13 protein-coding genes and 1 pseudogene are annotated in these 13,125 nt (G+C 61.8%); 7 read left to right on the top strand and 7 right to left on the bottom strand.

The features are described from left to right. Positions 1 to 33: 33 nt before the first annotated feature. The 5 genes from ACYPXD_RS19015 to ACYPXD_RS18995 form a co-directional block, all read right to left on the bottom strand. Positions 34 to 810 carry an alpha/beta fold hydrolase gene (locus ACYPXD_RS19015; protein WP_459714483.1) on the bottom strand — a complete coding sequence of 259 codons (777 nt, stop codon included), beginning with the start codon at positions 808 to 810 and terminating at the stop codon, positions 34 to 36. Then, positions 807 to 2,165 (bottom strand): fumarylacetoacetase, encoded by a 1,359-nt coding sequence (gene fahA, locus ACYPXD_RS19010; protein ID WP_459714481.1) that lies wholly within the window; start codon positions 2,163 to 2,165, stop codon positions 807 to 809. The genes ACYPXD_RS19015 and fahA overlap by 4 nt, the downstream gene beginning before the upstream one ends. Beyond that, positions 2,162 to 2,692: a VOC family protein gene (locus ACYPXD_RS19005; RefSeq protein ID WP_459714479.1), complete on the bottom strand. Its 531-nt coding sequence runs from the start codon at positions 2,690 to 2,692 to the stop codon at positions 2,162 to 2,164. The genes fahA and ACYPXD_RS19005 overlap by 4 nt, the downstream gene beginning before the upstream one ends. An 83-nt stretch (positions 2,693 to 2,775) precedes the next feature. Beyond that, positions 2,776 to 3,963, bottom strand: coding sequence for an FAD-dependent monooxygenase (locus tag ACYPXD_RS19000; protein ID WP_459714477.1), 1,188 nt, complete (start codon positions 3,961 to 3,963; stop codon positions 2,776 to 2,778). A 209-nt stretch (positions 3,964 to 4,172) separates the two neighbouring features. Then, entirely contained in the window at positions 4,173 to 4,751 is a 579-nt protein-coding gene (locus ACYPXD_RS18995) for a UbiX family flavin prenyltransferase (RefSeq protein WP_459714474.1), read from the bottom strand. Positions 4,752 to 5,111: 360 nt separating this feature from the next. Here ACYPXD_RS18995 and ACYPXD_RS18990 point away from each other — a divergent pair, with 360 nt between their 5' ends. From ACYPXD_RS18990 to ACYPXD_RS18975, 4 genes are all read left to right on the top strand, one after another. Continuing rightward, positions 5,112 to 6,203, top strand: coding sequence for a porin (locus tag ACYPXD_RS18990; RefSeq protein WP_459714472.1), 1,092 nt, complete (start codon positions 5,112 to 5,114; stop codon positions 6,201 to 6,203). Positions 6,204 to 6,423: 220 nt separating this feature from the next. Beyond that, positions 6,424 to 7,851, top strand: coding sequence for an MFS transporter (locus tag ACYPXD_RS18985; protein ID WP_459714470.1), 1,428 nt, complete (start codon positions 6,424 to 6,426; stop codon positions 7,849 to 7,851). 46 nt (positions 7,852 to 7,897) lie between these two features. Then, positions 7,898 to 9,523 (top strand): methyl-accepting chemotaxis protein, encoded by a 1,626-nt coding sequence (locus ACYPXD_RS18980; protein WP_459714468.1) that lies wholly within the window; start codon positions 7,898 to 7,900, stop codon positions 9,521 to 9,523. Positions 9,524 to 9,683: 160 nt separating this feature from the next. After that, a complete protein-coding gene (locus ACYPXD_RS18975) occupies positions 9,684 to 10,025 on the top strand; it encodes a BON domain-containing protein (RefSeq protein ID WP_459714466.1) in 342 nt (113 codons plus the stop codon). Between the two features lie 268 nt (positions 10,026 to 10,293). On the opposite strand, the gene ACYPXD_RS18970 is transcribed toward ACYPXD_RS18975, so the two are convergent. Then, positions 10,294 to 10,497: a hypothetical protein gene (locus ACYPXD_RS18970; protein ID WP_459714464.1), complete on the bottom strand. Its 204-nt coding sequence runs from the start codon at positions 10,495 to 10,497 to the stop codon at positions 10,294 to 10,296. Then, positions 10,482 to 10,913, bottom strand: coding sequence for a cupin domain-containing protein (locus ACYPXD_RS18965; protein ID WP_459714462.1), 432 nt, complete (start codon positions 10,911 to 10,913; stop codon positions 10,482 to 10,484). The genes ACYPXD_RS18970 and ACYPXD_RS18965 overlap by 16 nt, the downstream gene beginning before the upstream one ends. 711 nt (positions 10,914 to 11,624) lie before the next feature. Here ACYPXD_RS18965 and ACYPXD_RS18960 point away from each other — a divergent pair. The 3 genes and pseudogenes from ACYPXD_RS18960 (at position 11,625) to ACYPXD_RS18950 (ending at position 13,123) form a co-directional block, all read left to right on the top strand. Then, positions 11,625 to 12,803: an efflux RND transporter periplasmic adaptor subunit gene (locus tag ACYPXD_RS18960; RefSeq protein ID WP_459714938.1), complete on the top strand. Its 1,179-nt coding sequence runs from the start codon at positions 11,625 to 11,627 to the stop codon at positions 12,801 to 12,803. Positions 12,804 to 12,815: 12 nt separating this feature from the next. Continuing rightward, positions 12,816 to 12,983, top strand: a pseudogene (locus tag ACYPXD_RS18955) (efflux RND transporter permease subunit); the annotation flags it as partial. Beyond that, complete coding sequence (locus ACYPXD_RS18950; protein ID WP_459714933.1) at positions 12,983 to 13,123, top strand: AraC family transcriptional regulator; 141 nt, start codon at positions 12,983 to 12,985, stop codon at positions 13,121 to 13,123. The pseudogene ACYPXD_RS18955 and the gene ACYPXD_RS18950, both read left to right, overlap by 1 nt. Positions 13,124 to 13,125: the final 2 nt, after the last annotated feature.

Here is a 13,125-nt window from a genome sequence, read left to right as displayed (position 1 = left end):
CGCGCGCCGGACCACGGCGCGCGGCCGGTATTGCTACGTCGTTTGTTTCAGCCAGTCTTCCAGCTTCGTTGCAAGCGCAACGGGTACCTCGTACATCGCATAGTGGCCCGCATTCGCAAGCGTTTCCAGCGTGGCGTGCTCGTACCACGCGAGCCACGTGCGGTTCATCAGATCGGCGGTCAGGGTTGGATCGTGCTCGCCGATAAACAGCTTGACCGGTACCTGCGCAGCCGGGCTTCCCGCAAGTTCGGCCGAGAAGTCGTGCGTCGCCCATTCGGGCAGATAGCCGGCGAACGCTTCGCGGCGCGACAGCCGCATCGACTCGTTCGCGAGATGCGCACTCCAGCGCGGCGTCAGGCGATTGCCGGTCGAAAAGGCAATGATGCCCGCGCGTTTTGACACGTCGTCGATGGTGGCGCTAAAACCCGCGAGGCGCGCCGCATCCATCCGCGAGCCGCATGCGGGCACCGCCGAAATGCCGGCCATCCGTTCGATCCGCTCCGGCGCCGCGAGCAGCACTCGCTGCATCGCCATGCCGCCCATCGAATGCCCGATCAGGCTGAAGCGCGGCCAGTCGAGACGATCGGCAAGCGCGAGCACATCGCTCGCCGCTTCCGCGAACGTGAACGCGCCGTCGTGTTCGAGCGATGCGCCATAGCCGCGATAGTCGAAGAAAACATAGGTGAAAGCGTCGACGTCGAGCATTGGCGCGAGCGTTTGCCAGTCGGCGGAACTGCCGAACCAGCCCGACAGCGCAAGCACTTTGCGCGGACCCTGTCCGACCTGTACATATCCGTTCAGAGCGGTCATGCGTGGGCCTCGCTGCGAGCGTGGACAGGCGAGGCCGCGAATGCCGGCGCAATCGTGCCGCGGCATTCGCCGAAACCGATCGTCACGGCGCCGGGTTGCACGGCGCGCGCATGGAAAATCACTTCGTCGCCATCTTCGAGCGCGGTGCGCGTTTCGCCGTTCGGCAATTGCAGCGGATCTTTGCCCGCGTTCGTCAACTCGGTCAGGCACGCGCGCGAAAGGTCGTCGGCGCCGGAGATCGTGCCGCTGCCGAGCAGATCGCCGGTGCGCAGATTGCAGCCGTTGCTCGTGTGATGCGTGACCATCTGCGCGAAGGTCCAGTACAGATTGTCGAGATGCGTGCGCGTGATGCGCACCGGCGCAACGCCTGCGGCGCGCAGTCTGGCGGTCGACAGGAACGCTTCGAGTTCGAGGTTCAGGCCGCCGTGCTGCTGATCGAACGCGCCGTTCAGGTGCGGCATCATGGCCGGATCGCCAGCGGCGCGTGAAGGCGCCGGCTTGCGGAACGGCGCGAGCGCCTCCGCGGTGACGATCCACGGCGACAGGCTCGAGTGAAAGCTCTTGCCGAGGAACGGTCCGAGCACCTGTTCGAACCACTGAATGCTTTTCGCGGACCAGTCGTTGAGCAGGCAGTAGCCGAAGATGTGCCGGTGCGCATCGTCGATCGCGACCGGTTGCGTCAATGCATTGCCGCGGCCGATCAACGCCGCGAGTTCGAGTTCGAAATCGAGCGCGGGCGCCGGGCCGAAATGCACATTGCCTTGCGCATCGCGATACTGGCCGTGCGGCCGGCGCACGTCGCCGCCGCTCACGCGCAGCGACGATGCACGGCCGTGATACGCGATCGGCAACGATTTGAACGCGGCGGGTAGCGGGTCCGCGAGGCCCTTGTAGCGGCCGTGCCGTTCGGTGTGATGCAGCGAGGTCAGGAAATCGGTGTAATCGCCGATCTCGCACGGCAGCCGCATCGTGACGTCGGCGATGCGCGGCAGCAGGGCGGCCGCACGCGGTTCTACCTGCGACAGCATCGGCGAATCGCTGCGCAACAGCGCGGACAATGCACGGCGCAGCGCGCTCAGGTAACGCGGCTCGAGCGCCATCAGGCGGTTAAGCGTGCCGTCGCCACTGGCGGCGGCTGCGCACGCAATCGCGGCGTCGCCGTCGAACAGCGCAGCATCGTGCAGCGCCTGCAAATCGACGATGCGATCGCCGATCGCGACGCCGGTACGCGCGTCGCCATCGCGCTCGAAGGCGCCGAACGGCAGGTTCTGAATCGGGAAGTCCGCACCGGGCAGATTGGCCGATTCGACCCAGCTGCGCAGGGCGGGATCGTGGGTGGAGTTCAGCTCGGTCATGCGGGGCGTGTCTCCAGTACAGCTTTTTTCTGTTCCGCGGTCCACGCGTCGAGCGTGCCGCGAGCCCGTATTTTAAAGCCTTCGAGCGTGGCGGCATCCGCCACCACCGTGGTCAGCTCGACACGCAACCCGTTCGGGTCGAAGAAATAGATCGAGCGCACGAAGTGGTGATCGGTCACGCCGAGCACTTCAATGCCGTGCCCGGTGAGCCGCTGTTTCATCGTTTCGAGCTCGTCGAGCGACGCCACACGGAACGCAATGTGATTGACCCACGCGGGCGTATTCGGCGACGGCAGGGCCGCCGTATTGTCGCCGAGATCGAAGAACGCGATGTTCGAACCGTCCGCGAGCTCGAAGAACAGATGCACATACGGGCAATGCTCGCCGGTGCTCGGCACGCGGTCGAGGCGAATCACGTGCGTAAGCGGCAGGCCGAGGATGTCCTCGTAGAAATGACGGGTTTCCTCGGCATTGCGGCAGCGCCATGCGAAATGGTGCAGGCCGAGGACGGCGGGTATCGTGGCCATCTATCGTCTCCTTTATGCAGAGGCCGGAGCTGCGCTTGAGCGCTGACTCGAGCCTCTTGCCCGCGAGGGCAGGCGGCTGGAATTCAGACTTCGACGGTGTCGACGTTGTATTCGAACAGCCAGTTATAGCGCTCTTTCACGCGCTCCTCGCTCCATTCGCGGTCGACATATTCGGCCGCACCTTCCGCGTGCGCGAGTTGCGGATTGTGAAAGCGCGTCGCGTTGGCGGCCGACCCGCGCACCACGCGTGCGGTGCGATCGAGGCGCAATGCTTCGTAGCGTTCCAGAGCGCGCGGCAAGTCGCCCGCATAGCGTTCGAGGCAGCGCGCGATCAGGTAACCGTCTTCGATCGCCATGCCGGCGCCTTGCGCGAGGAACGGCAGCGTCGGGTGGCAGGCGTCGCCGAGCAGCGTGGCGTTGCCGGAGCTCCAGCGCGTCATCGGTTCGCGCACCATCAAAGCCCACTTGTACGGAATATCGATGGCCGAAATCAGCGCACGCACATCGTCGTGCCAGCCCGCGAAATCGTTCAGACATTCTTCGAGCGTGCCGCGTTCGGACCACGATTCGACTTGCCAGCCGTCGCGTTCGACCGCGCCGACGAAGTTGACGAGCTTGTGCCCGCGCAACGGATAGTGAATGACGTGCGCGCCCGGCCCGACCCAGTTCGTACCGTAAGCGGTGCGCAGATGCTCGGGCAATTTTTCCGCGTCGATCACGCCGCGCCATGCCATCACGCCGGAGTACACGGGTTCGTCCGGGCCGAACAGCGCGCGCCGCACGCGCGAGTGCACGCCGTCCGCGCCGATCAGCAGATCGGCCTCGTAGACGTTGCCCTGAACCGTCGTGACCTCGACCTTGGCATCGCTCTGCTTGATGCCTTCCACCTTTTCGCCGAGGCGGATCGCATTCGGCGCGAGCGCATAGACTGCATCGGCGAGCCCCTGATGCAGATCCGCACGGTGCAGCGTGAAGTACGGATAGCCATAGATTTCCCGCGACGCGGCGCCGAGATCGAAGAGGCGCCACGACTGGCCGGTGTTCCACAGCCGCACGCGCTTGCCGGGCGGCTCGCACGCGAGACCCTCGAGCGTGTCGCCGACACCGATCTGGTACAGCACGCGCGTCGCATTCGGGCTCAGCTGCACGCCCGCGCCGATCTCCTTGAGCGCCTGCGCCTGCTCGAGAATCGTGACGTCGAAGCCTTTCTTCAGTAACGCAACGCCGGCCGTCAGTCCGCCGATTCCAGCTCCCGCAATGACTATCTTCATTCGTCGAATCAACCTCTTTTCGTGTTGGGCGCGTTTTATCGGGTTAATTTATCAATCTATCGATAAATGTTTTTAATGCCGTTATAAATGCATTACCCGCTGAAACCGGAATGAACTTTAAAACAACGCCTGGCACTTAAGAAGCAAAAGAATCCGAATGGATCATCGAGCAATTTTGTTAATTGCAGCGCATGATGGGGGCGCGCCTGCTACATGCCCCAGCGATGCACGACGGAGGTCTCGATGCCGAACAGGTCGAGCACGCGGCCGAGCGTGTGATCGACCATATCGTCGATCGATTCCGGGTTCGCGTAGAATGCCGGCACCGGTGGATAGACGATCGCGCCCGCTTCGGTGACGCTCGTCATGCTGCGCAGGTGGCCCAGATGCAGCGGCGTTTCGCGCACCATCAGCACGAGCCGGCGGCGCTCCTTCAAGGTGACGTCGGCGGCGCGCGAGAGCAGCCCGCTTGTCACGCCTGTCGCGACTTCCGAGAGCGTCTTGATCGAACAGGGCGCGACGATCATGCCCATCACGGGAAATGAACCGCTCGAAATGGCCGCGCCAATATCGGTGTTCGAGTAGCAAACGGTGGCGAGCGCGCGCACGTCGGCGACGCTGTAGTCCGATTCGTGCGCGAGCGTGACTTGCGCGGAGCGGCTCATCACCAGATGCGTTTCGATGTCCATCTGCCGGAGCAACTGCAGGAGCCGCACGCCGTATACGACGCCCGATGCTCCGCTGATGCCGACGATCATCCGCCGCGGCGGTACTGCCCTGACTTGCATTCTGTTCTCCTCCGCGAGAGCGGATTTTTATCATTTCGAAACTCGCTTTGATCGCGCGGATGGTAGCACGCGCAATAGCGGCGATTAAAGACGCGCAATCAGGTTTTTCAGGGTCTCCTGGTAAATACCCCAGGCGAGTATTCGCATTGTTCTATCGATTGATAAATATTTCACGATTCAAAATCGCAAACGACATGGCTACACTTTGCGCAGCGTGAAGGGACTGTCGACGCGCGCAGCGGATCAACCGGAGACGATCACGCGACGCGCGGCTCTTCACGTACGACAGACAGCCGTGCCAGTCCAGGAGACCAGGGCCGGACACGATAACAACATCACAAAACAATATTTGGAGGCAAGTTGAAGACACGAATGTTCGTCGGCGGATGTGCCGCGCTATTGAGTTGTCCTGCGCTCGCGCAGTCGTCCGCCACGATTTACGGGAGCATCGACACGGGTGTCGACTTCGTGACGAACTCGCATGGAGGCCATCTGGTGCAGGAATCGGCAGGCAAACGGACGCCCGACCGCTGGGGCTTTCTGCTCAGGGAAGACCTGGGCGGCGGCAACGCGGTGTTTGCGCGGCTCGAATCCGGCTACCTGTCCAATACCGGCGCGCAGATCAACCCGACCAGCTTCTTCAACCGCGATGCGTACGTCGGCCTTGCGAACGACAAGTGGGGCGCGCTCAGCTTCGGTAATATTCCGGACTACATCTACGAATACGTCGGTGCGCTGAACAACTCGGTGCCGGGTATTTCGTCGTTCTACACAGTGGGCAATCTTGACGGCCTCGCGAACACGCACGCGCTGAATAACTCGGTGCGGTACGAGACGATCAATTTCCACGGCCTCCAGGCCGGCGTGATGAACAGTTTCGGCGGTCAGGCCGGCGATTTCAGCGCCGGACGGCAGTACAGCGTCGGTGTGCGTTACGGCAACGGTATCGTGAAGCTCGGCGCTGCGTACACGATGTCGCACGACCGTACAGCAGACGTGTTCGGCGTTTTCAGCATTACGTCCCTGCTTGGCCAGCAGTTGAAATCCGGCGTGCAGTTCAATGCGAGCCGCTACAGCACGATCGCGGTCGGCGGCTCGGTTGTGATCGGCGCATTCACGCCGCACCTCACGTATACGGATGTGAAGCTCGAAAACGCGCAAGGCGCGGAGCATGAGCACAACTACCAGGCCGGCGTGAACATCGATCTGAGCGGCGGGGCGCGCCTGTACATACTGGGCCTGTCGTACAACCGTTCGACATTCGACGACCTGACGTTCAATCAGTACAACCTGTTTTTGACGCATTACCTGTCCAAGGTCACGCAGATTTACGCGGGCGTCGGTCTGCAGCGCGCGTCGGGGCCGAATGCGCACGCCGAGCAGTTCGGCTATCTGGCGTCGAGCTCGAACGCGCAGACGGTTGGACGGATCGGCATCAACCATATGTTCTGAAGCGGAGGCGCTATGGCGTGACGGGAAGTGAGAGATGAGCGGATTTATTCACTTTTTTCTATCTCTTCATCGCTAATTTTTGATTCTGCCGCTGCACGGCGAGCCTTATATTGTGGCTCCCGGCAGCGGCGCTGCAACGGGCAGCCTTGAGAGCATGAGGAGAACACGGCAACGCACACGCGCGAAGGCGCGGCGCGCTGACGACGCATATGGAACGCACATGCAAGCAGACCGGACATTCAATATCGCGACACTGGTAGAAGAACAAAAGACGGGGCGCTTCGCCGTCGGGCTGTTGTTCTGGTGTTTCATGATCATGCTGATGGATGGCTACGATCAGACGGCCGTGTCGTTCGCGGCACCCGCCATCATCAAGGAATGGCACGTTGCGCGCGGCGGGTTCGGTGCGGTGTTCGGCGCGGGCCTGCTGGGCACGCTGATCGGCTCGTTCATTTTCGGTTATATCGGCGACCGTTTCGGCCGCAAGAGGGCGATTGTCTCCGGCAGCCTGTTTTTCGGGGCATTGACGCTGGCATCGGTGTGGGTCGCATCGTTAAACGAACTGATGTTGCTGCGTTTTATCGCGGGTATCGGCATGGGCGGCGTGATTCCGAATTCGGTTGCACTCGTCGCCGAATATGCGCCCAAGCGCTTGCGCGCAACGTGGGTCACGCTGATGTTCTCCGGCTTTTCGATCGGCGCGGGGTCCGGCGGGCTTGTTTCATCGTCGCTCATTCATCGCTATGGCTGGCCGGTGATGTTCGTCGTCGGTGGCGGCGGATCGCTGCTTGTCGCGGTGCTGCTGATTTTCACGCTGCCCGAATCGGCGAAGCTGCTGGTCGTGCGGCAGCGCAGTGTGGATGCGGTGCGCAAGCTCGTCGCGCGGCTGCGCCCGGAATTGCAGATTCCCGCGGATGCGCAATTCATTGCCGGCGAAGTGCAGGAGAAAAAGCGCTTCGTGCTGAAGCTGATTTTTTCCGATGGCCTTGCCCGCATCACGCCGCTGCTCTGGATTGTGTTTATCGTGAACTCGATGACGCTCTACTTCCTGCAGAACTGGCTGCCGATCCTGATGGAAGGCATCGGCATCAATCCGCAGGGCGCGGGGATCATCACGACGATGTTCTCGGTCGGTGGCGTGATCGGCGGGCTCGTTCTGTGCCGTTTCGTCGATCGCCACGGGGTGCTCGCGATCATCTCGCTGCCTGCGCTCGGTGCGCCGGTGGCGGCGGCGCTCGGCTTCACGACCTCGCAGGCGTGGCTGATGCTGGCCGTGTTCGCGACCGGCTTCTGCGTGGTCGGCGCGCAATATGGCCTGTATGCGGTGGCCGGCATGATTTATCCGACCTCGTTCCGGTCGGCCGGTGTCGGCAGTGCGATTTCGGTTGGCAAGATCGGTTCGGTGTCGGGGCCCGTGATCGGCGGCTTGCTGTTGTCCATGCATTTGCCCATCGCACAACTTTTCTATGCGGCCGCGCTGCTGTTTGTGGTGACGGCGGTGTTTTCGGCGGTGCTGTCGCTGTTGTATCGCGTGCGCTTCGGCGCGCAGCATGCGCAGAACGCGCAACAGAATATGGCTCAACAGCATGCGGCCGCGGCCAAAGCCGTGGAGCCGATACAAAGAAGCTCGGTGCTCGGCGATTCATAGCCGCCTAGGCCAATCGATAAAAACATAAATACGGGGATCTGATTCGATGACGCACGCTCTGGCCGCCGATGCGGTTGACGCATCACATTACGACGTCGCGAATAGCGCAAGCACGCGATTCATCGCAAAACGCCGCAGCGGCTTCACGCTGCAAGCGCGCATCGCGTTGACGGTCGCATTACTTGCGGCGCTGATGCTTGCAATCGGCGGTTTCGGCCTGCAAGGCGGTTACACGGCGAACCGTGCGAATCGCGACACCTATCAGAACAAGCTGGCGGCTACGATGCACATCGGCGCGGCCGAGTTGCTGATCGCGCGCATGCGTCTCGTGCTTGGCGCGGCAACCGCCAATGTCGACGACGCGATGACGCAGCGCCAGATTGCCCGCGCGACCGAATACCTCGCGCAATCGGACGACGCATGGCAGCGCTTCGTCGGACAGCCGCACGAGCCGGGCGAAGCGTCGCTGATCGAAGCGGCGAACCAGCACCGCGAAGCGCTGCGCAACGCAATGCTCGCGTTTATGGACGCGCTGAAAAAGGGTGAACGCGCGGCGGCCGACCGGATCGGCACCGTGCAGCTGAGTCCGCTCTTCAACGATTTGACGACGGCGGACGAAGCGTTGAAGCGCACGCTCTATACGAATGCGCAACGCCGTTATGAAGAGGCGGAACATTACTTCAGAACTTTTCTGATCGCATCGTCGGCGTTGATCGCGATCGGCTTGCTGGCCGCCGTTGTCGGCTGGGTCACGTTGCGCCGCGCGATCATGCGTCCGCTCGGCGACGCGCTCGGCCATTTCAATGCGATCGCGGCCGGCGACCTGAGCCGCGGGATCGAAAGCGGGCGTGCGGACGAAATGGGGCAATTGCTGGCCGGCCTGAAAACGATGCAGGTGCAACTATCGAAAACCGTGACGGCTGTGCGAGACAGTTGCGAAACGATCGGCACCGCGACGCGAGAGATTGCCGCGGGTACGCTCGACCTGTCGACGCGCACTGAAGAGCAGGCGGCCTCGCTCGAAGAAACGGCGGCGAGCATGAGCGAGCTCACCGCGACCGTCAAGCAGAACGCCGACCATGCGCAACAGGCGCGTGGCCTGGCCGACGACGCTTCGTCGGCCGCGCAAAGCAGCAGCGCGGTGATCGGCCGCATGACCGGCACGATGAGCCGCATCGATGTCAGCTCGCGCAAGATCGCGGACATCACCGGCATTATCGACGGCATTGCGTTTCAGACGAATATCCTGGCATTGAATGCGGCGGTCGAAGCGGCGCGCGCCGGTGAGCATGGCCGCGGTTTCGCGGTCGTCGCGGCGGAAGTACGCGCGCTTGCGCAGCATTCGTCGTCGGCGGCGAAACAGATCGGTGAACTGGTCGCCGATTCGGTCAGTGCCGCGGCTGACGGCACCGAACTGGTCACCGAAGCCGAGCAGGCGATGCAGCAGGTGCTGACCACGGTGCAGCGCTTCGCGCTGGTGATGAACGAGATCGTGGCGGCCGCGCTTGAGCAGCGCACCGGCATCGAACAGGTCGACACGGCAATCAGTCTGATGGATTCGATCACGCAGCAAAACGCCGCGCTGGTCGAACAGGCGAGCGCCGCGGCACAAGCGCTCGATCAGCAGTCGCAGGATCTCGCGCGTCAGGTCGCGGTGTTTAGCGTTCGCTGAATCGCTCGGGCGCGTTTCAGATGGCCCCGTTGCGGCTTGCTTCGTTATGCAGCAAGGCCGCACGGGGCTTCTTTGCGGATTCCTTCCGAATCGCCTACAGTGCTCAAAATGAGGGTCATTGTCCGCCAATACCGGCAACAATGTGCAGCGAGGAGGCAACATGAAACGAAGGATCATTCAGGCGCTGTTGCTGGGGGCGGGGCTGGCGGTCGCGATTCCACCGGCGCTCGCGCAAAACGATGCGGCCACGACTGCCGCTCCGGCGCAGTCGTCAAAACAGGCGGACCGGGCGCTTGCCAAAGCAGTGCGGCGTGCCTTGAGCAAGGCCCAAGGCTTCGATGTGTCGGGCGTATTCGTCAAGGCGCGCGGCGGCGCCGTGACGCTAAGCGGCAGCGTCAAGGACGGTTCGCAGATTGCTCAGGCCGAACAGATTGCGCGCTCGGTGCAAGGCGTGACGTCGGTGTCGAACAAGCTGACGTTGTTCCATGGCGGCAACGGCTAGATAAGGTCGTCGCCACACGCCGAAGCGGCAATCGGCTTATCACTGGTGCGACAGGATGGCGTTTGCGGCGCCAGGGGAATGCCTGCGTAAGCGTCGGGCGCGGACCATGACGCTGTGCCGCGCAGGCCCATTTCGCTGATCAATTCACACGTAACCGAGGCCGATTCCGTCGCCGACGCCCAGGCGGCAATGCATGTGGATATGACGGCAACAGCACAGAGCGTGCAGACTAATCGGATCGGCTTCATGGTGCGTCACTCTCTACGGTTCAACATTTCAATCTACGACTTGATGTGTCGTAGTAACGATAATGGATTGCAAGTTGGAGTGCAAGTGCAATGAATAGATGGACGCTCGATACATAGCGTTGGAACGCCTCGTGATGCTCGAGGGGGTCAGTCAAAGCAAAAAAGGCGATCCAGCGGATCGCCTTTTGTTCATCCGGCGCCAGCACGCCTACTTTTTGTCCCATATCACAAGGTTCTTGTCGTCGGCGGCGGCGACAAAGATCGCGAGCAGCTTCGCGGGCTTCGTGCTGCTCGCGTTTTCGCTGTCCGTGTGATGATCGCCGGGCGCTTCGGTCCACGATTCGCCGGCGTGGTAGACGCGCGGCTCGCCGCCGTTGACCGCGCTGCGAATTTCTCCCTGCAGCACATAGGCAACCACGAACGCCTCGCCATGCCGATGGGGCAGCGACTTTCCACCTGGCTTGTAGTCGACGACGAGCGCCGTCATGGTCTTGCCGGGCACGTTCGCGATCGGTGTCTGGAACGCGGGTTTGATGGTCTCTTGCACGCTGTCGGCGCCGTGCGCGTGCGCGGATGGCGGTGCGCACAGAACGGCAAAAGCGGCGACGGAGGCGGCAAACGCGGTCTTGATGGTCTTCATAGGGTCACTCCTGATGGGTGGTCTGTCTACGATACGAAAAATCGTAGTCTGGAAGCCGAAAGGCGGAAATCTCTCGGCGACGAATAAAGCATAGGATTTTTTCGGTTTTACTACGACTTAATATATCGTAGTATTGAGATGTACTCGATCGAGTCTGGACGAAAAACATCGTGTCGCCCGAAGCGGTGCGGCGCTGGAGAAAGTGCCAAACCACAAAACTGGCTGCGGTTTCGCGCGCTCTTCCTTTAGCCCGCCCGTTCCATTCATCGAGCCGCCGGTAAGCTCATCAGCGGGCGTATCGACGAGATAAACGAGGCAGCGCAATCCATCTCCGACCCCTGTGCTGATAAACGGCATCGGTGTGTGCATCTAAGCGTGTCGCCATTCGGTTCTGATACTGTCGAGGCTAAGGCCAGTTCCGCAAAACGTACAGGGACAAGAATCGGGTAAAGCGCCAGGGCATAGCGCGCGGACGCCGCGGATTTCTTACGCGCACGCGATGTGAGTTCGCTCGATGGCCTATATGTTTTGCATAATTTTGGCTCTTCTTGCCCACTGCTATCGGTTGCACCATAGCGCCGTCTGATCCTTTTCTCATTAGCGATTCCGTGAGGCATGACATGACGAATCAGCTCAAGAACGATCATCGTGCGGCCCGTTGTGGAGATATCAGTGATGAACACGCAGTTTATGGCTCGTCTATATGCGGTCATGCCGGCCACGGTCCTTGCCGCGCTGTTTCGCCTCGTTGCCTTTAGCGCTTTAGCGTTTTCATTCAGTGCATGCCGGAATTCGGAAGGCGCCGCCGCGCCGTCATCGGTGAACGTTGCGCCGGTCGCATCTAAAGCGATACAGGAATGGGATCAGTTCAATGGGCGCGTGAGTGCGATCGATACAGTCGAGCTGCGCGCTCAGGTCAGTGGCTATGTGGACCGCGTCGTCTATAAGGAAGGCGACGATGTGAAGAAGGGCGATGTGCTGTTCGTCATCGACAAGCGGCCTTACCAGGACGCCCTCGCGAGCGCGGAGGCACAACTCGCGCGTGCCCGTGCAACGGCCTCCCTCGCACGCGCACAAGACAGGCGGGCTCAAGCGCTGATCCAAAGTAAGGCGATCTCGGTGCAAGAGTTCGAGACGCGGCACGCGACGTATGAGCAGTCGAACGCTGACGTGAGGGCGGCTGAGGCCGCTGTCGCAACGGCGCGCCTGAATCTCGGCTTTACCGAGGTCCGTTCGCCCATCGACGGCCGCACGGGCCGGGCCTTCCTTACCGTGGGCAATCTGGCTCAGGCCGATCAGACCTTGCTGACGACTGTCGTCTCGCAGAACCCGATATATGTGTATTTCGACGCCGACGAACCTAGCTATCTGCGTTATCTCGGGCGGGCGAAGCAAGGGGCAGGGACCGGTACCGCGCAAAAGGTGCCAATCGGCCTTGCGAACGAAGAGGGCTTTCCGCATGCCGGCACGGTCAACTTCCTCGATAACCAGGTCGATTCGACGATGGGCACGATACGCGCGCGAGCGGTGGTGCCCAACCCCGACCATCTGCTGACGCCCGGACTCTATGCTCACGTCCAGTTCCCCGGCAGTGAGCATCACAGCGCGCTTCTGATCGACGACAAGGCGGTTCTGACGGATCAGGACCGCAAGTACGTCTATGTGCTTGGCCCCGGAAACAAGGCGCTCCGTCGGGACGTCACGCTCGGCCGGGCGATCGATGGTCTTCGCGTGGTCGAAGCGGGCTTGAAAGCGGGAGACAGGGTGATCGTCTCGGGACTGCAGAAGATCTACTACCCGGGGCAGGTGGTCAATCCCGTATCCGGTTCGGCGGGGCAAGGGGATGCGCATGCCGACGTCCCCGCAAACAGCACGGCAACGGCCGAGTGAGGGGGTTCTCCGATGGATTTTTCAAAGTTCTTCATCGACCGGCCGATTTTCGCCGTTGTGCTGTCGATCATTATGTTCGCGGTCGGCCTGATCGCGATCCCTCTGTTGCCGGCTGGCGAGTATCCGGAGGTGGTGCCACCGACGGTCGTTGTGCACGCAACCTATCCGGGCGCGAACCCGTGGCATTGCGATGCGGTTTCTCATCGCATGCTCACTTCAGCCGTGTGTTTAGAGAGCGTTATGGCATGTCGCCGAGTGATGCGATTGCTGGGAGAAGTGCACTGCCTGCTCCGGTTCGAAGTCAGGCAGATGAAATCTGATC

It is taken from the genome of Paraburkholderia sp. 2C, from assembly GCF_054589215.1.
The sequence above is the reverse complement of the archived record's forward strand: the minus strand, read 5'-3'. Positions and strand labels throughout refer to the sequence as shown.

Bases quoted from the DNA above. Each gene is read 5' to 3' on its own strand.
- ACYPXD_RS18985 (WP_459714470.1), top strand. From the start codon at position 6,424: ATGCAAGCAGACCGGACATTCAATATCGCGACACTGGTAGAAGAACAA.
- ACYPXD_RS19015 (WP_459714483.1), bottom strand. From the start codon at position 810: ATGACCGCTCTGAACGGATATGTACAGGTCGGACAGGGTCCGCGCAAA.
- ACYPXD_RS18980 (WP_459714468.1), top strand. From the start codon at position 7,898: ATGACGCACGCTCTGGCCGCCGATGCGGTTGACGCATCACATTACGAC.
- ACYPXD_RS18960 (WP_459714938.1), top strand. From the start codon at position 11,625: ATGCCGGCCACGGTCCTTGCCGCGCTGTTTCGCCTCGTTGCCTTTAGC.
- ACYPXD_RS18975 (WP_459714466.1), top strand. From the start codon at position 9,684: ATGAAACGAAGGATCATTCAGGCGCTGTTGCTGGGGGCGGGGCTGGCG.
- fahA (WP_459714481.1), bottom strand. From the start codon at position 2,165: ATGACCGAGCTGAACTCCACCCACGATCCCGCCCTGCGCAGCTGGGTC.
- ACYPXD_RS18970 (WP_459714464.1), bottom strand. From the start codon at position 10,497: ATGGGACAAAAAGTAGGCGTGCTGGCGCCGGATGAACAAAAGGCGATC.
- ACYPXD_RS18995 (WP_459714474.1), bottom strand. From the start codon at position 4,751: ATGCAAGTCAGGGCAGTACCGCCGCGGCGGATGATCGTCGGCATCAGC.
- ACYPXD_RS18965 (WP_459714462.1), bottom strand. From the start codon at position 10,913: ATGAAGACCATCAAGACCGCGTTTGCCGCCTCCGTCGCCGCTTTTGCC.
- ACYPXD_RS19000 (WP_459714477.1), bottom strand. From the start codon at position 3,963: ATGAAGATAGTCATTGCGGGAGCTGGAATCGGCGGACTGACGGCCGGC.
- ACYPXD_RS19005 (WP_459714479.1), bottom strand. From the start codon at position 2,692: ATGGCCACGATACCCGCCGTCCTCGGCCTGCACCATTTCGCATGGCGC.